General features: G+C 39.9%; 19 protein-coding genes, 2 tRNA genes and 2 pseudogenes. 14 read left to right on the top strand and 9 right to left on the bottom strand.

Going from position 1 to position 17439, the window contains the following annotated elements; translation table 11 throughout:
- Positions 1 to 70: 70 nt before the first annotated feature.
- A complete protein-coding gene (locus E0409_RS10110) occupies positions 71 to 463 on the top strand; it encodes a (deoxy)nucleoside triphosphate pyrophosphohydrolase (RefSeq protein WP_045126840.1) in 393 nt (130 codons plus the stop codon).
- Complete coding sequence (locus E0409_RS10105; protein WP_131290394.1) at positions 460 to 3351, top strand: DUF3427 domain-containing protein; 2892 nt, start codon at positions 460 to 462, stop codon at positions 3349 to 3351. The genes E0409_RS10110 and E0409_RS10105 overlap by 4 nt, the downstream gene beginning before the upstream one ends.
- Before the next feature lie 130 nt (positions 3352 to 3481).
- Here the strand turns inward: E0409_RS10105 and E0409_RS10100 are convergent, their stop codons facing one another.
- The 5 genes from E0409_RS10100 to E0409_RS10080 form a co-directional block, all read right to left on the bottom strand.
- A complete protein-coding gene (locus E0409_RS10100) occupies positions 3482 to 4228 on the bottom strand; it encodes an ATP-binding protein (RefSeq protein ID WP_131290391.1) in 747 nt (248 codons plus the stop codon).
- Positions 4229 to 4238: 10 nt separating this feature from the next.
- Complete coding sequence (locus tag E0409_RS10095; RefSeq protein WP_131290388.1) at positions 4239 to 4823, bottom strand: DUF1376 domain-containing protein; 585 nt, start codon at positions 4821 to 4823, stop codon at positions 4239 to 4241.
- 72 nt (positions 4824 to 4895) lie between these two features.
- The gene (locus E0409_RS10090; protein ID WP_004895356.1) at positions 4896 to 5144 is read right to left on the bottom strand and encodes a hypothetical protein; all 249 of its coding nucleotides are present in this window, start codon (positions 5142 to 5144) and stop codon (positions 4896 to 4898) included.
- Positions 5137 to 6318, bottom strand: coding sequence for a site-specific integrase (locus E0409_RS10085; protein WP_005094618.1), 1182 nt, complete (start codon positions 6316 to 6318; stop codon positions 5137 to 5139). The genes E0409_RS10090 and E0409_RS10085 overlap by 8 nt, the downstream gene beginning before the upstream one ends.
- 19 nt (positions 6319 to 6337) lie before the next feature.
- Positions 6338 to 6547, bottom strand: a complete 210-nt coding sequence (locus E0409_RS10080; RefSeq protein WP_000122748.1) for a hypothetical protein — start codon at positions 6545 to 6547, stop codon at positions 6338 to 6340.
- A 112-nt stretch (positions 6548 to 6659) separates the two neighbouring features.
- On the opposite strand from E0409_RS10080, the gene E0409_RS10075 reads away from it, so the two are divergent.
- Positions 6660 to 6887: a helix-turn-helix domain-containing protein gene (locus E0409_RS10075; protein WP_004974343.1), complete on the top strand. Its 228-nt coding sequence runs from the start codon at positions 6660 to 6662 to the stop codon at positions 6885 to 6887.
- Positions 6888 to 7212: 325 nt separating this feature from the next.
- Here E0409_RS10075 and E0409_RS10070 read toward each other — a convergent pair.
- A tRNA-Gly gene (locus tag E0409_RS10070) sits at positions 7213 to 7288 on the bottom strand.
- A gap of 41 nt (positions 7289 to 7329) precedes the next feature.
- Positions 7330 to 7402: transfer RNA gene (locus E0409_RS10065), tRNA-Gly, on the bottom strand.
- A 235-nt stretch (positions 7403 to 7637) separates the two neighbouring features.
- Here E0409_RS10065 and E0409_RS10060 point away from each other — a divergent pair.
- The 5 genes from E0409_RS10060 to E0409_RS10040 all read left to right on the top strand — a co-directional run bounded on the left by E0409_RS10060 (position 7638) and on the right by E0409_RS10040 (position 10487).
- On the top strand, positions 7638 to 7949 hold the full coding sequence (locus tag E0409_RS10060; protein WP_131290385.1) for a BolA family protein: 312 nt from the start codon (positions 7638 to 7640) through the stop codon (positions 7947 to 7949).
- A 13-nt stretch (positions 7950 to 7962) separates the two neighbouring features.
- The gene (locus E0409_RS10055) at positions 7963 to 8355 is read left to right on the top strand and encodes a SirB2 family protein (protein ID WP_131290382.1); all 393 of its coding nucleotides are present in this window, start codon (positions 7963 to 7965) and stop codon (positions 8353 to 8355) included.
- Between the two features lie 82 nt (positions 8356 to 8437).
- The gene (locus E0409_RS10050) at positions 8438 to 9280 is read left to right on the top strand and encodes a ParA family protein (RefSeq protein WP_131290379.1); all 843 of its coding nucleotides are present in this window, start codon (positions 8438 to 8440) and stop codon (positions 9278 to 9280) included.
- 8 nt (positions 9281 to 9288) lie between these two features.
- Entirely contained in the window at positions 9289 to 9678 is a 390-nt protein-coding gene (locus E0409_RS10045) for a hypothetical protein (RefSeq protein WP_131290376.1), read from the top strand.
- A 218-nt stretch (positions 9679 to 9896) separates the two neighbouring features.
- Complete coding sequence (locus E0409_RS10040; RefSeq protein WP_131290373.1) at positions 9897 to 10487, top strand: LysE family translocator; 591 nt, start codon at positions 9897 to 9899, stop codon at positions 10485 to 10487.
- A gap of 27 nt (positions 10488 to 10514) precedes the next feature.
- Here E0409_RS10040 and E0409_RS10035 read toward each other — a convergent pair whose 3' ends face one another.
- The gene (locus tag E0409_RS10035; RefSeq protein ID WP_131290370.1) at positions 10515 to 11147 is read right to left on the bottom strand and encodes a DedA family protein; all 633 of its coding nucleotides are present in this window, start codon (positions 11145 to 11147) and stop codon (positions 10515 to 10517) included.
- A gap of 194 nt (positions 11148 to 11341) precedes the next feature.
- Between E0409_RS10035 and E0409_RS10030 the strand changes: the two genes are divergently transcribed.
- From E0409_RS10030 to guaA, 3 genes are all read left to right on the top strand, one after another.
- Positions 11342 to 11767 carry a DoxX family protein gene (locus tag E0409_RS10030; RefSeq protein ID WP_131290367.1) on the top strand — a complete coding sequence of 142 codons (426 nt, stop codon included), beginning with the start codon at positions 11342 to 11344 and terminating at the stop codon, positions 11765 to 11767.
- Positions 11768 to 11913: 146 nt separating this feature from the next.
- Positions 11914 to 12315: a NirD/YgiW/YdeI family stress tolerance protein gene (locus E0409_RS10025; protein ID WP_131290364.1), complete on the top strand. Its 402-nt coding sequence runs from the start codon at positions 11914 to 11916 to the stop codon at positions 12313 to 12315.
- 276 nt (positions 12316 to 12591) lie between these two features.
- Positions 12592 to 14160, top strand: a complete 1569-nt coding sequence (guaA, locus tag E0409_RS10020; RefSeq protein WP_131290361.1) for a glutamine-hydrolyzing GMP synthase — start codon at positions 12592 to 12594, stop codon at positions 14158 to 14160.
- A gap of 121 nt (positions 14161 to 14281) precedes the next feature.
- Here the strand turns inward: guaA and E0409_RS16755 are convergent.
- A pseudogene (locus tag E0409_RS16755) lies at positions 14282 to 14763 on the bottom strand (GGDEF domain-containing protein).
- Positions 14764 to 14921: 158 nt separating this feature from the next.
- Between E0409_RS16755 and tnpA the strand changes: the two are divergent.
- The 3 genes and pseudogenes from tnpA to tnpC all read left to right on the top strand — a co-directional run.
- A complete protein-coding gene (gene tnpA, locus E0409_RS10005; protein ID WP_131290353.1) occupies positions 14922 to 15383 on the top strand; it encodes an IS66-like element accessory protein TnpA in 462 nt (153 codons plus the stop codon).
- Positions 15380 to 15715, top strand: coding sequence for an IS66 family insertion sequence element accessory protein TnpB (tnpB, locus tag E0409_RS10000; protein WP_131290349.1), 336 nt, complete (start codon positions 15380 to 15382; stop codon positions 15713 to 15715). Before tnpA ends, tnpB begins: the two co-directional genes overlap by 4 nt.
- Positions 15716 to 15789: 74 nt before the next feature.
- Positions 15790 to 17184 (top strand): annotated as a pseudogene (gene tnpC / locus E0409_RS09995) (IS66 family transposase); the annotation flags it as partial.
- Positions 17185 to 17439: the final 255 nt, after the last annotated feature.

Raw genomic sequence — 17439 nt, 5'->3', positions numbered from 1 at the left:
TATTACAGGCCTGTCTTATCTAAGTCTTATGCTTATAGTAAGATTCTCATTTATCTAAAAAATATTGTCTATGAAAAAAATTGCTGTTGTTGCTGCCGTAATCAAACATGAAGATAAAATTTTATGTGTACAAAGAGCACCATCTAAATATGATTATATTTCTTTGAAATATGAATTTCCTGGTGGGAAAGTTGAGCAAGATGAAACGCCAGAGCAAGCAATTATTCGTGAAATTCAAGAAGAATTAAACATGGAGATTGTAGTACATTCACATCTTATTACGGTTGACTATGACTATCCTGACTTTAGTATTTCTTTGAATACATTTTTATGCCGTACCAATAATAAAGATTTACAGTTATTAGAACATGTGGATTATCAATGGTTGACTACTGATGAACTAACTACTCTCGATTGGGCAGCAGCAGATTTACCTATTGTTGATAAGTTGCAAAGAAAATGATTCTAGATGCATTGAGTAAAGGGTTAATTACAAGCTTCATTGATCAATCTTCCTATTCAGAAGATATTTATCAAACTAAGTTGGTACAAAATAATTATCCATTAGAAAAAGTGATCAATACCTTTGAAGGTGAATTAGAACATTGCACAAGGTTTTGGTTCACTACAGCTTTTTTGAGCATGAGTGGTTTTAATACACTTTATTCTTTGCTAGAGAATTTACAACGCAGGAATGTTCCTGGTCGAATTTTAGTTTCTCAGTATCTTAATTTTACTCAACCAGATGCACTAAAAAGACTAAAAAAGTTTAAGAATATTGAGGTCCGTATCGATACGAAATCTGATTTACATGCGAAAACCTACCTATTCCAGCGTGAAGATCATATAAGTGTGTTGTTAGGTAGTAGTAATTTAACTGCTAATGCATTGAGTAAAAATGAAGAGCTCAATATTTTTATTCGAGCTCTGCCTCAAAGTAAAATTATGCGAGATATGCTGCTTAAAAAAAAGACTTTATTTAATGATGCACAAGAATTGACTGACGAGTATTTAGCACAATATAGTGAAATATATCAGGCCCAAAAACACTTTGTTCAGAAACTACCACAACAGAACATAAAGCTTTCTAGTTCAATTACACCTAATTTAATGCAACAAGAAGCCTTGAGTAGTTTGGAAAAATTACGAGAGGGCAATGTTTCTAAGGCTTTACTCATCTCTGCAACAGGTACAGGAAAGACTTATCTTTCGGCTTTTGATATACGCAATTTCAAAGCAAAAAGTATGCTTTTTATTGTGCATCGAGAAAATATTCTTCTTGATGCACAACAGACTTTCAAAAATGTATTCGGGACCGATTTTAAATCTGCTATTTTTTCAGGATCTAATCGAGATATAGCTGGGTACAATAATGTTTTTGCCACTATACAGTCTTTATCTAGAGATCATCATTTAACTCAATTTTCACCAGAGGCTTTTGACTATATCGTAATAGATGAAAGTCATCGTTCAGGCTCTGCTAGCTATTTAAAAATTTTAGAATATTTCAAACCTAAATTTCTTTTAGGTATGACCGCGACTCCAGAAAGAAGCGATGGTATTGATATTTTCAAAGCATTTGATTACAACATAGCCTATGAAATTAGGCTTAAAAAAGCCATGGAATGTAATCTCATTTGCCCTTTTCACTATTTTGGAATTTCAGATTTAGAAATAGATGGAGAGCTGATTGATGATAATACTGATTTTGGTCATTTAATTAGTGATGAGCGTGCTCGAAAGATCAAAGAAGCTTCAGATAAGTTTGGTACAGATAACGGCGAATTAAGAGCCTTAGTTTTTTGTTCTAGCGTTAAAGAAGCGAAAGAGCTTGCAGGGAAAATGAATCTCTTAGGGATTCAAAGTATAGCTTTAAGTGGTGAGAATAGTACGGAACAGCGAACAGCTGCGATCGAGTCAATCAGCTCGGCAGATAATCATCGTATTGAAATGATTTTTACGGTTGATATTTTTAATGAAGGAATTGATATTCCTAAAATTAATCAAGTAATTTTTCTACGAGCAACAGAGTCATCGATTATTTATGTCCAACAATTAGGTCGTGGACTACGAAAAACTGCAACTAAAGAATACCTGACCGTTATCGATTTCATTGGCAATTATGAAAAGAACTTTCTAATCCCAATGGCTTTATTTGGTGACAGCTCATTTAATAAGGATCAATTGCGCAAATTAGTGACGAGTGGTGGTTCATTATTACCAGGTGCATCGACGATTCATTTTGATGAAATTGCTAAAGAAAAAATCTTTGCTTCGATTAATAATTCTAATTTTCAAATGAAAAAAGATTTAGTGAATGATTACAAGTTATTAAAGACTCGGCTTGGTCGTATGCCGATGATGATGGATTTTCTACAAACCGATTTGCGAGATCCATTTAGTTTTGTTAATTATGCAAAATCTTATTATTCCTTTATAAATCCGATAGAAAAAATTACACCAACTTTAAATGAGTTCGAAGAGGCGTTATTACAATTCTATGCTCTAGAAATTAACAATACAAAGCGTGTACTAGAATCATTGCTTTTAGAGAAAATTATTCAATATGATCAAGATGTAATAGAGGTCGAAACATTCCAACATGAAGTAAAGGAAAGATATCAAATCAGTGTTTCTAAAGATGATTTGGTATCCATACTTAATAATTTAAATATGGTTTTTAACCCGACTAAATATTTTAAAGATCATGGGGCAATGAGCTCTTTAGGGATAAGAAATTCTTATTTTTTTGCTTCTAATGATTTAAAGAAAGCTCTTAAAAACTCTACTTTTAAAAAATTCTTAAATGATAATGTGCAATATGCAATCAGTAAATATTTTAAAGATTTTGATATAGTTAAATTCAACCGTGGTTTTGTTTATTATGCGAAATATGGACGTAAAGATGTATTCCGTATTTTAAATTGGGAAAAAAATCAAAACCCACAAAATGTGGGTGGATATTTAGCTAGTAAAGATAAATCAAATTGCCCAATATTTGTCACCTATCATAAAGCAGATGATATTTCTGATAGTACAAAATATGAAGATAAGTTCATTGATCCGCAACATTTTCAGTGGATGTCTAAATCAAAAAGAAAAATTTCTAGTCCTGATGTTCAGGTGATTTTAAATGCACAGCAACAAGGAACATTGCTACCTTTATTCGTGAAAAAAGATGATGATGAAGGTGTTGATTTCTATTTTATCGGTTTTCTAAGTTATATCGAAGGTAGTGCACAAGAGACTTTAATGCAAACAGATGCTGGTCCTGTTTCTGTTGTTAAAATTGATTTTAGAATAAATAAGCCTGTTGAAAATGGATTATATAAATATCTTGTAAATATATGATATGTATAGTTCAAACTTAATAGGATATTGATTGTGGAAACCGAGAGTTATCTGCTGGGTTAGATGTTCTGAATCTTTAGAAAGAAAGCCAATTATCTCGGAAGATAATTGGCTTGAGCAAAGAGTTTGGCTATCCGCTTATTCGTCGGTCATCCCAATAACACGGCACTACAATCAAATGGTTCTCATGTAACCGAGACCATAATCTTACACCTAAATCCCGCTGCATATTTTGGACTGTGAAATTGGAAATCAGCAGGGTAGATTTCATATTGTCATAACGACTATACAAAACCTTATGCACCATCTCCAGGCGTTTTTCATGCCGGTCATGCAGGCCATATTCATCAATCACCAATAAATCAAAACTGGAGAAATGGTCGATGACTTCCTTTTCAGAGCGTGAAGCATCTGACCAGGTATCCATCATTTTTTGAGCAATTTCTGCACTGGTATAGTAGCGTGCAGATTTTGTGCTGTTATGCAGAATGTTGCGAATGATTGACGCACTCAGATGAGTCTTTCCTGTACCCGGTGTACCAATGAGCAGCAGGTTTGGATAATGGTCAGAAATAATCTGCTGTGCAAAAGCCTGACATAGTTTGATGGCATTGTCTTGTGCAGGGCATGCAACTACATAATTCTTGAAGCCACGATCCAGGTAACGTTTATTGAGCCCTGAATTTTTAATTTTCTGTTGTAGCAATCGCTGTTGCAGTTCATTCTCATAGGTTGCATGTGAGTGATGGACGGTTTCTTTAGCACACAATTTACAGAGCCTGTGACCTGCAATTTCCATCAGGGGTATATGATGGGTAGGGCAAAGTGTTTCCGTTGTTTCTGCGCGAAACTGGAGCATTTTAAGCATGGTATTCATGGCTAATCTCCTAAATCCATTTTGAATTTTCTAAAAAATTCTCATTTTTTTCTTCAAAATTTGAAGATGAAGATGAAGATGAAGATGAAGATGAAGATGAAGATGAAGATGAAGATGAAGATGAAGATGAAGATGAAGATGAAGGGCATGGTTCAAGCATGACTTGAGTAATACTCGGGCTCTTCTCAGGAGCTGCTTGAGCATTTACTTTTCGTTGCTTAGTTGATGCTTGAGCATTACTTGCGGATTTATTCCAGCGTGCTTGAGCTGCATTTTTAGCTTTATCAGATTTCATTTGCTGATTTTGCAATGCCTGGCTTTTTAAACTGGTTAAAAAACTTGAATGAATCTGCTCAGACTCGACTTCAAACAATTCCAGAGCCATCAGCGTATTCAACAAAGTTTTAGCCTTGGTGTGCTGAGGTAATTTCGTGATGCTACATACAGTAGCTAGGTCATGAGGAATGGCACCATTTTTCCAGAAATCCATCATTAACAGCAGTGCCGCACCAATTTGTTCTGCCGTCATTCGTGCAAATTTTGCCTGTAGGTCGCCAATATAGAGTGGCATCCAAATTGAAATATCTTTATGCATGTGTTCACCTTTTTATAGGTATAGAGGGGCTAAGGTCATCGATTGGATGACCTTCTGTCTGTGTTTGTTTTATTAGTGAGCGAGACTCATTAAGCGGAGACGGGCCTGTTGGGCCAAGTCATCGTAATGGGCTTGCCCTTCATCCAACATTCGCTGTAACCAGAGTCTCAACGCCTGGTGATCATCGAAGCATTTATTGATTTCCAACAAAAAAGCTAGATTGTGAAGTTTGGGAATGTGTAGCTCATGGATTAATTCACGAGCGACCATATCTGCTTCAGGGCTGACGACCACACCACCAAAGAAAGCTTTACTATTCATGTGCAAGCTCCTCTGTATTTAGTTTTTCCAGCATGGCTTCAAATGCACTGCCATCGCGGCGCGTAACATTGGGGATGTAACGGCTATAGACCCGGAATAGCATTTCAGTCGTTGAATGTCCCAATTGACGTGCGATCCATTCCGGATTTTCTCCTGCTGACAGCCAAAGAGTTGCTGCTGTATGGCGTGTTTGATAGGCTCTTCTAGACTTCAATCCTAGAAAGCGCAAGATCGGATGCCAGACACGTTTATTCACCAGACGATAATCGAGAGGTCCACCATCACGATTGCAGAAAACAAACTCTGATTTACCATTATTTAAGCTTTTCTGTTGGAGAAAGGCTTGGTAAACGCGGTCATTCATCTGGATCGTGCGGTCAGAACCATAAGTTTTGGTTCCACCAAGCACACCATTCACTAACGCCTCTCTGATATGGATTTCACGACGCTGTAAGTCGATATTTTTCCATTGCAGACCATCGATTTCACTGGTACGCATACCCGTAAAAAAGCGAATGGTGTAATAGGGGCGGAAGTCTTCACGCACTGTGGTAAGAATTTTATGCACCTCTTCCAGAGAAAAAGGTGTGACTTCAATCTTGCTTTCCTTCAGATTGTTAATATTTTTATAAGGCGACTCAAACTCGTATCGTTCAGCCGCATCATTGAGTATCATACGTAAAGGCGTCATGATTTGATTGATCCTCGATGCTTTCAGACTTGTTTGATCTTTTCCGTGTGTCACTTTGGCGAGAGAGGCACGGAAGTTCAGCAAGTCTGACTTCTTGATTTTCGAGAGAACCTGATTACCAAAAGCAGGAATCAAATAGTTTTTGATCACAATTGAAACCTTTTGCTGATATGAGGTTCTCCATTCAACTTGTTTCTGCTTAAACCACAATTCAGTAAACTCTTTAAAAAGAGGAACTTTGGTCTGTACAGCAATTTGCTGACTTCTTTTTTCCTTAAACTCCTCAACACGGTTACTTTTTGGAAAGTACTTTTCGTATTCAAAAGTTCCCAAAGTAATTTCAGCTTCAAGCTGTTCGAGACGTTTTTTCAAAATGCGTCGGTTATAAGCATTGTCTTCAAGATTAGTTGTCTCTCTACAACGAATGCCCATGTAGCGAAAGTCGGCAATCAGTTTGCCACTTCGTTCCCGGATGGTAGCCATTAGTTAAACCTCCTAAGCCTTATTGCAAGGCATCCATGCTTAAACCGGTGAATTTAAGCATTTCAGTTTCAATGCGTTCCCAAACAAAAAGAATTTTTCGACCACCAAAAGGACGGATGTAGTGAACACCTTCAATAAAGACACTGTCCTTCAGTTGGTTGCGAATAGTACGAGCGTCGTACTGGATTTTTTCAGCCAGTTGCTGGGCTGTGAGATAGGTATATGACATAATAGAGCCTCATATTTTTTACTAGGTAACTAGGAAAAATTATTCCTAAGACATAAATTATCATATTTTTATGTTGTTGCAAGTACTTTTTATGATTTAAATAGGAAATTTTATGATTATTTCAAACTTGGCAGTTTTATTAGCAGAAAGGAAACTTAAGGTTGCTGATTTGGTGAGAAGTACTGGAATTAATAAATCTACTTTGCATAAACTTTATAATGATGAATCTGTACGGATTGATTTTGAAACCATTGATAAAATTTGTATTGCATTAGATGTGGAAGTGGGTGATTTATTGGTTTTTAAGAAAATTGATAATAATCAAAATGATAATAGCTAGTTTGGTCACAAATGGTCACATCAAAAAGTGAAATGGTCACAAATCCTTGATCGTTTGGTAAAAAATACTTTGTTTGGAAGACGACAGGGTGATTTTTTTCTTTCAAAAAAGCTCTGAAAGTGGTGATCGATTGAGGACATTTGAGGTCAATTTAGACCATTTTTATTGTCGTGGGCACGCCATGGTCACATCTTGGTCACAAAATACAAATTACATTAAGAATATTTTTTATTGAATCGAATAATAAAGGAAGAAGAGTTTTTAAAAAATATAATAAAATCAACAAGAAAAAAGCCCCCATCTTTCGATGAGGGCTTTTTGAATCTGGAGCGGGAAAGGAGACTCGAACTCCCGACCCCAACCTTGGCAAGGTTATGCTCTACCAACTGAGCTATTCCCGCTTATTGAGCAGTTTTTTCTAAAACTTACACTAAAAAATTTGAGCGGGAAAGGAGACTCGAACTCCCGACCCCAACCTTGGCAAGGTTATGCTCTACCAACTGAGCTATTCCCGCATGCCGTGTATAATACAGTATGCAAAAATAGGGTCAATAACTTTGTGAAAAAACTTGCATCAATTGCATAAAATAAAACCATTTTTGAGGATTGTGGCGGTTTTGTAAGCAAAAATAATATAGATCACCCTAATCTCTGCTTAAAACTACTGAATGATTTAGTTGGTTCAAGCTCAAGATTGAATCGGAACACGTTATACTAAACCCAGCGCTTTAGTGATTTGGGAGTATTATTTTGACTTTAGAACAACAACTGATTCAACGCCTTCAAGATTTATCACCAACACATTTAGAAGTGGTGAATGAATCATCTGGGCATGGTGGCTATTTTCCAGGTAAAGAATCACATTTTAAAGTGATTGTAGTGAGTGACCAATTTGAAGGATTACGTTTAGTGCAACGTCATCAAAAAATTTATGCTGCTGCGGGAGATTTGCTTGCGCCAAGTCGTATTCATGCTCTTGCAATCCATGCTTTTGTTCCCTCGGAATGGCAAGGACAAGCTACACCCAGTCCTGAATGTGCGCATGCACCCAAATCTGAATAAGGAATGTTGAACAATGGACATGCAGCTGACTGTTAAAATTATACATATGAGTGTTGTGACATTGCTGATAGGTGTTGTAATTGCTCGTGCTTTTACTCTGTTTGTCGGGGTTCAAGGCAATCAACCTAATCCAGTGGCACGGAAACTGTTGGTGGGACTCCAACATTTGTCGATGACCTTGATTGTACTGACCGGTATCACATCTTTAGTGATCAAGAACTTTGAAGTGCAACCGTGGTTCTATGCCAAAGTGGTTTTATTTTTGGTTTTGTTTTCATCTTTAATCAAAGCGTATAAAAAAGATGACAGTATTTTATTGGCACAACGTCGTGCAGGCTTAGCCATTGCTGTGGTGGCACTGATTGGGATTATTGGTCTAGTCATAATTAAGCCAAATTTCGGTTAATTGTTAGACATAATTGTTTTTGAAGCAAGGCGGGTAGGTTAAACTGCAAGCAATACATAAATATAAAGCATAGAGGGCTACAATGCGGACACGTGTGGTTTTTAATCAAAAAGGTGGGGTCGGCAAGTCAAGTATTGCCGTAAATCTAGCGGCAATCAGTGCACATCAAGGTTTTAAAACTTTGTTGATTGATCTCGATCCACAAGCCAATTCTAGTCAATATTTGTTGGGAGATGATGCGACTTACTCGGTGGATAAACCTGCGCTGGAGCCAAATGTTGAAAACTACTTTGAAGAAGTACTGGGTGCCACCCAAAGTAAAGGGCTTTTAGGCAATGCAATTGGTTCGATTTTAAAGAATCGTTCCAAAGGTTTGGAAAGCTATGTGCATCAATCGCCGTTTAAAAACTTGCATGTGATTCCTGCCAGTCCAACCTTGGGCGCACTGGCACATGCCTTGGAATCGAAACATAAAATTTATAAATTACGCGATGCCTTGCAACAGTTGGCTGGACAATACGACCGTGTTTATATTGATACGCCACCAGCGTTTAACTTCTTTACTTTATCTGCACTGATTGCTGCAGAGCGGGTACTGATTCCTTTTGACTGTGATGTTTTCTCGAAACGTGCCTTAAAAACATTGATTGAAAATGTCATCGAAACCCAAGACGATCATAATGACCACCTGGAAATTGAAGGCATTGTGGTCAATCAGTTCCAAGCTCAGGCAAAATTGCCACGTGAAGTGGTACAGCAACTCAAAGATGAAGGCTTGCCTGTTTTAGACAGTATGTTGCCACCGTCAATTTTAATGAAAGAGTCTCATCTTAAAAATCAGCCTCTCATTCATTTGGCTACTGATCATAAATTGACGCAAGCCTATCAATCATTGTTCAATGAAATTGAACAAAATAAGATTTGAGGTTTCCCATGAAAACAATGTATTTAAGCCTGTTACTGGGTAGTACTCTTTTATTGGGTGCGTGTGCGACCACCGTTAAACCGACTTATGTATCACCAACGCAGTATCAAGCGTTGAGCTGCCAACAATTGCAAAGTGAATATAACCGTATCCAGCAATATATCGACAGTGGTGTACAACCGCCCAAGCGTAGTGGTGTGGGCGTCGGTGTTGGGATTGGTGGTGGTTGGGGCAGTCATGGTGGCTGGGGAATTGGTCCAAGCGTTTCAGTTAATATGGGACAATCTTCAAATACCAAAAAAACTGAATTAGCCCGTCTATTGGGTGAGCAGGAAGCTGTGGTTCAGGCGGCTCAATTCAAGAATTGCCCGATTATTGTTCGCAATAAAGCTCAATAATTCATCAATTTATCACGCTGTTGTCGGTCTGTGCTCGACAGCAGGGTGATAAAATCTTAGCAAAATGTTTCAGTGGAATTTTATGAATATCAAATGGTTGATATTTTTTAGGGCGAAATTTAAACGCATGAGGTTATGATTTCTTGACCGAAATACTTGTCACTTTTTGTGACTTTCGTATAAGGTGTGCCACTCTTTAGTGGTGATATCAGGTATTTATGATTGAGAGTTGGCTTTTTGTGTTGGCAGTGATTGCGGTTCTGATGATTCCGGGTCCAACTAACGCATTACTTGCAAGCTCTGCACATCAACAAGGCATTGCCAAAACCAGTTTATTTATTCCAGCAAAGCTGCTTGGATATTTTTATGCCATTAATTTATGGGCATTGCTAATTCATGTATGTAGTCCAGTCTGGCCGAAATTTATTCATATTGTGCATTTTTTGAGTGCCCTGTATATGGTTTGGATGGCCTTCCATTTATGGAAAACCTCAGATTTAGAAAAGCATAATCAACGTCATCCTTCTATCCGACCTCGACAACTGTTCTTTTCTACCTTCAAAAATCCGAAGGCCTTATTATTTGCCGCGGGCATTTTACCGATTGAAACCTGGAATAATCCGACCAATTTTGTTTTGGTGTTTGCGGCATTCAGTTTGGTGCTATTGCCTACGGCGGTGTTCTGGATGTCTTTTGGTCGTGCCATTTTGGCAGGTCAATCCAAGCAAATAAAAGCCGATCTTTTATATAAAGGATCGGCCATGTTACTGCTGCTGGGGATGTTGCCTGTCGTGATTCGTTTCTTTTAAATTTCACAGCTGTTGCAACACACCGGTTTAATGTGCTTTTTTCAGCTTTTGGCGAATAAAACCAATAATGCCGGGCAGTACACTAATAATAATGATGCCAAAAATCAGATGGGTGAAATTGTCTTTGACAATGGGCATGTTGCCAAATAAATAACCCAACGTAATAAATGAACCGATCCACAAGAATCCACCAATTGCATTAAAGCTGAGGAAAAATTTGTAGTTCATGCTGCCTGCACCGGCAACAAAGGGAGCGAAAGTACGAGCAAAAGGCACAAAACGTGCAAAAATAATGGTTTTACCACCATGTTTTTCAAAGAATTTTTGCGTGTAATTTAAATGCTGTTTGTTAATAAAACGTGATTCCGTTTCAAAAACACGTGGCCCGATAAATTTACCAATATGATAATTCAGGGTGTCGCCCAATACTGCAGCAGTAAACAAGAGGATCATTAGAATAAAAGGATCCATTGCACCTGTTGAAGCGGCTAATGCCCCTGCAGCAAATAATAAGCTATCGCCCGGTAGAAACGGCATAACCACCAGACCCGTTTCCACAAAAATAATTAAGAAAAGAATGGCATAAATCCACACGCCATAATTGGTGATAAATTCGAGCAGATGCTCATCAACATGTAAGATAAAATCAAGCAGTTCCATGGGGCTACAGGCAGCAAAAATATGCTGAAATCCTAGCAGTCTGAGTCATGAAAGTCAGTACCAGAAAAGAAATTAATTGCGTTTTAATCCTTCATGTTTTGGCAATAATTTATTTTACAAATTATTTTTTGGATCCTTGTAAAAATAGACTTAGGATGAATAGGTCATTAAAACAAAAATCAAGAGCTGACCCCATGTTCAATCCGAATATAACTATAAAAAATCTGGTTCAAGGTCCACAAACCAATGCCTTGGTGAGTCTGGTGGCACGTGTGCTGATAGCTTATATTTTTCTGATGTCTGGCTGGATGAAAATAAATGCTTATAGTGCCACCGCCGGTTATATGGAATCGAAAGGTGTACCGGGTGAATTGCTCCCTTTAAGCATCTTGATTGTGGCTGGTGGTGGTTTGGCATTGTTCTTTGGTTTTCAAGCACGCTTGGCCGCCTTAGGTTTGGCGATTTTCACCTTTATTTGCGGCTTTATTTTTCATGGCACTGGCACTCCAGATGATACGATTCACTTGATGAAAAATATCGCCATGACGGGTGGACTATTATTCCTGATGTTGCATGGCGCAGGAAATTTCAGCGTGGATTATTTGATTGAGAAAGCATGATCGGAGCTAAAAAATGAGATAACTTTGGCCCGGTCATTTCATTTTTGTAATTACATAAAACCTATGCACAGTACATAAAATCTGCGTACAAATTGCCTGAATTTTGCTTCAATAAAGATTGATGAAGCTAGTTAGTGGAGTCAATCATGAAAAAAATGTTATTGGCACTGTTTGTTACGGGTTCAATGCTTTCTACAGCATCTGCATGGGCAGGTAAAAGTGATCAGGTCATCATGACTGAAGCTGCTCAAAACATGGTGACTGTTGCAGAAGCAAAAAAACTCCCTGATGAAACTGCGGTCACGCTCTCCGGTACAATTGTTAGAAAAACACATAAGGATCACTATGAACTGAAAGATAGCTCGGGCAAAATTGGTATGGAAGTGGATGCTGATTTATGGAGACCGATGGGCTTGAAAGCAGGTGATAACGTTAAGGTGATTGGTGAAGTGGATACCCATACGGGTCAACCGACGACGATAGATGTGGTTCGAATTGGAAGAATGGAAACTCAATCTGATAAATGGATTTGGTATAATCAGCCGTGATGAGGAAGATGATTTCTAAACACCAATAGGCTTGAAAGTAGTTGATAAAGTTAAAGCAATTGGTGAAGTCTGCACTCATCGTAATCAACCAATGGATATAGATGTGATTAAAATAGAAAAAATTGCTACATAAAAAAGCACTCGAAAGGGTGCTTTTTTATGATCAAAATATAATGCAATCAATTGAATACAGGCCTTGTGCGAATAGTGTGCTTAATGCGACGAAAAATGATAGAATGCAGCGCTTATTTCGTTTGCCTTACATAGTTGTTTGTCATGACTACCAATACTCAAATCACTGAAGACCGCATCCTGATCTTGGACTTCGGTTCTCAATACAGTCAGCTTATTGCACGTCGTGTACGTGAAGCTGGTGTATATTCTGAAATGTATGCCTATGACATGTCTGAAGAAGACATTCGCGCATTTAATCCAAACGGTATCATCTTGTCTGGTGGTCCTGAAAGTGTTCATGAAGAAGGTAGTCCACGCGCACCTGAAGTTGTATTTAACTTGGGTGTACCTGTATTAGGTATTTGCTATGGCTTACAAACCATGTCTGAACAACTTGGCGGAAAAGTAGAGCCAGGTACAGTGCATGAATTTGGTTATGCTGCGGTTGATGTTTTAATCCGTGACCAACTTCTTGGTGATTTAGACGATGGCGAAAACAAACTGAATGTTTGGATGAGCCATGGTGATAAAGTGAGTGCGATTCCAGAAGGTTTTTCTGTGACTGCCAGCACACCAAGCTGTCCATTTGCAGCGGTAAGCGATGAAAAACGTCGTTTCTATGGTGTACAGTTCCATCCAGAAGTAACACATACTGCAAAAGGTGCAGAGTTATTATCTAACTTTGTCCACAGCATTTGCGGATGTCGTAATCTTTGGAACTCTGAAAATATTATCGACCTACGTGTTGAACAATTACGCGAACAAATTGGCGATCAAAAAGTATTGCTGGGTCTTTCAGGTGGCGTAGATTCATCTGTGGTAGCTGCACTTTTACACCGTGCGATTGGCGATCAATTGACTTGCGTATTCGTAGACAACGGTTTGCTTCGTTTAAACGAAGGCGAGCAAGTGATGGACATGTTTGCGAAAAACATGGGTATCCGTGTGATTCGTGCCGATGCTGAAGAACGTTTCTTGACTGCACTTGCAGGTGAAGTTGATCCTGAGAAAAAACGTAAAATCATCGGTCGTGAATTCATTGAAGTGTTCGCTGAAGAAGCGCGTAAGCTGGATGGCGTAAACTTCCTTGCTCAAGGGACAATTTACCCAGACGTGATCGAATCTGCGGCGACTAAAAATGGTAAAGCACACGTGATTAAATCACACCATAATGTGGGTGGTTTGCCAGAAGATTTAGCATTTGAGTTGGTTGAGCCAATTCGTGACCTGTTTAAAGACGAAGTACGTCGTTTAGGTACAACTTTAGGTTTGCCGCACGAAATGCTTTATCGTCATCCATTCCCTGGTCCAGGTTTGGGCGTGCGTATTTTGGGCGAAGTGAAAAAAGAATATGCTGATATCCTTCGTTTAGCTGATGACATTTTCATGCAAGAACTTCGTGCCAGCGGTTGGTATGACAAAACTGCTCAAGCATTCGCTGTATTCCAACCGGTTAAATCGGTTGGTGTAGTCGGCGATGGTCGTCGTTATGCATGGGTGATTGCACTTCGTGCAGTTGAAACGGTTGACTTCATGACAGCACGTTTTGCTCATCTTCCATATGAGTTGGTTGATAAAATTTCGACTCGCATCATGAACGAAATTAAAGATGTTTCACGTGTAGTTTATGACGTGTCATCTAAGCCACCAGCGACTATCGAGTGGGAGTAATTTAGGGCTTTCAGGAAGCATTGCTTCCTGCCTAAATTACGGTAAGGGCTGTGCCCGCGCCAGTTAAGAAAATTATTGAAAAAAGGACGCTTTGGCGTCCTTTTTTATTTACGCAAAAAAATTAAGGCTTAAAAGGCTGAAAACCTCGAGTTTGATTACGTCCATTCTTTTTGGCTTGGTACAGCGCTTCATCAGCACGTTTAATGACACTATTTAAATCTGGGTTTTGAACACTAAATTCAGCTATGCCAATAGAAATGGTGTATTGAAGCGTGGTGCCGTCATCAATCTTTAAATGACTATTTGCAATGGCTTTGCGTAAACGTTCAGCAATTTGCTGGGTTTGTTCCAAATGGCTCGTGGTAACAGCATGATAAATTCTTCACCACCAAAACGCGCTAACACGTCATTCGCACGTAAAATATTGCTGCTGGTTTCAGCGATCTGTTGTAACACCAGATCGCCAATATCATGTCCATAGCAGTCATTAATTTTTTTGAATTCATCTATATCGAACATTAATAAACAAATAGGATGAGCAAATTTTTGAGCCGATTGGATTTCTTGTTCGGCTAGCTGCGTAAATTGACGACGGTTATGCAGCCCAGTTAGTGCATCTGGATGTGCGATGATATTAAGCGCCTGGCAATTAATTTCATCTAATTTACTATGTAAAAATGTAAGCGTCCGCTGAACCCCACTTTTCTTATTTTCTCAATATCCCGATAGTGTCCATTATTTATTAAATGGACATTATGTTTATGGCCTTAGACACTTTTATAGACACTGAACAAACGACAGAAAGAACCCGCAGAATCTTCGCAACTGATTTTAAACAGCACCTGGTCGAGCTTTGCCTGCAGCCAGACACATCGGTGGCCAAGGTGGCAATGCAACATCAGGTCAATGCCAATCTGCTACATAAATGGATTCGCCAGTCCAGATCAATGGTCCCGGCACTAAAAAGCCCACCCAGTCCACAGACCGACTTTCTTCCCGTCATTCTTCACCCGACTCCAGTCAGACAAGAAGCACCTCTGCCACCTGACGCAACTAAACAAGAAACACCTCCACCACCTGTGCCGGAGAAGAAAGCTACCGCCCATATCAGGATTCCACTGCATGAGGAACAAGGTTCCGTAAGGGATCAGATGATCGAAATCGAATGGCCGGTGGAGTCTGCAACTGAATTACTGTTGCTGATCCAGGGTTTGACTCAATGATCCGCATCGATGAAATCTGGCTTGCTACCCAACCCATGGACATGCGTGCAGGGATGGATACTGTCATGGCTCAGGTGGTGAGAGCCTTTGGCTACATCAAACCGCATTGCGCTTACCTGTTCTGTAATAAACGTGGCCATCGCATGAAAGTGATGGTGCATGATGGACTGGGCATCTGGCTCTGTGCCCGGCGTTTGGAACAGGGAAAATTTCACTGGGCTCAAGTTCACCAAGGTGAAACCGTGGCCCTCAGCCCGGAACAGTTACAGGCATTAATCCAGGGTTTGCCCTGGCAGAGAATTGGATTGCAGCAAGTGGTGACTATGCTCTAAACCAAGCTCGGCCATTCTGCCATCCTCCAAACGTTCTATTTCATTCTCTTCATGACCTCAGGCATACTGCGGTCATGAATACGCTGCCTGACTTAAGCCAACTGACCCATGAACAACTGCTGGAATTCACCAGACAGTTGGCGATGCAGCATCAGTCTCTAGCACAATCAAACCAGCAATTAGATGCCAAAGTTCAGCAACTTGAAGTATCCAATCAGCAATTAGATTCTAAAGTTAAATCTCTCTCTATTCTCAATCAAAAATACGAGCATGAACTTGCGCAGTTTAAACGGCATAAGTTCGCCCAGAAGAATGAACACTTAACTGCCAAACAAATCCATCTGTGGGATGAAGCGGTCGAAGAAGATATTGCCGCTGTTGATCTGGAATTAGAACGATTAAATGCAGGTAAAACTGATGCATCCGCGCAGAAAGCCACAGCAAACAAACCTAAACGTCGACCACTGCCAGATCACCTGCCAACCCTCCGTATTGAGCACGAACCTGCCTCAACTCAATGCAGCTGTGGCTGTACATTGCGTCGTATCGGCGAAGATATCAGTGAAAAACTGAATTTCAGGCCGGCACAGTTCTATAAGGAACAACATATCCGTGGTAAATGGGTCTGTGATCAGTGTGACATCCTGACTCAACAAGCGATGCCTGCCCATGTCATTGATAAAGGCATTGCCAGTGCAGAATTGCTGAGTCATGTGCTGGTGTCGAAATATGCTGATCATTTACCCTTGTACCGTCAGCGCCAGATTTTTCTACGTGCGGGAATTGATTTATCCAGATCCACTCTGTCAGATTGGGTTGGTCGCTGTGGGGTTGAACTTGAACCCCTGGCAGATGCCTTAAAACATGTAGTGTTGCAACAACAGGTGATGCATGCGGATGAAACGCCAGTCACGGTGATGCAGATCGGTGAGAAAAAGCCGAAAAAGGGTTATGTCTGGGCCTATGCCACCACACAGAATAATCCAGTTCAGGCGGTGATCTATGACTTTCAGGATAGCCGTTCTGGCCAGCATGCTGAAGCCTTCCTGAAAGGCTGGCAGGGTTATCTGGTCTGTGATGATTACAGTGGTTATAAAGCACGCTTTAAATCTGGTCAGATCATTGAAGTGGGCTGCATGGCACATGCACGTCGTAAATTTCATGAACTGCATGTGACCGGGAAAAGTCAGATCGCTGAACAGGCATTAGTGCTGATTCAGAAATTATATGCGATAGAAGCAGAATTAAGAAAAAAGACGGATGGTACAGCGGAAGACCGCTGCGAATACCGACAACAGCATAGTCAACCGGTCATGCAACAACTATATGAATGGCTCAACCAACATCAGCTGACGGTGCCATCGAGTTCTCCAACCGCCCGGGCGATCAACTACAGCCTAAAACGCTGGCAGGCACTCTGCCGCTATCTGGATGATGGTAATTTACCTATAGACAACAACTGGATCGAAGTGCGACACGAAGTCGCTTAATGAAGTTGTTCCCCCTGCGGGAACCACCCGTGTCACCGGGTGAATCTAGAAGGCTGAATAAAGAGCGCCTTCGACAATGTAACGAGGCACCGCAAGGTGCGGGGTATCAATCGTGAGAGGCGTACCCTTCTGGCAGCCATAGCCGGACAAGGGCTAGATAATCGGTATGGTGAACACATGTGAATCTGCGTAACGATCGTTAAGTTGAACGAGCGGAAATGGCTGATACGCTCG

It is taken from the genome of Acinetobacter sp. ANC 4862 (assembly GCF_004336635.1).
GTDB lineage: Bacteria > Pseudomonadota > Gammaproteobacteria > Pseudomonadales > Moraxellaceae > Acinetobacter.
The sequence above is the reverse complement of the archived record's forward strand: the minus strand, read 5'-3'. Positions and strand labels throughout refer to the sequence as shown.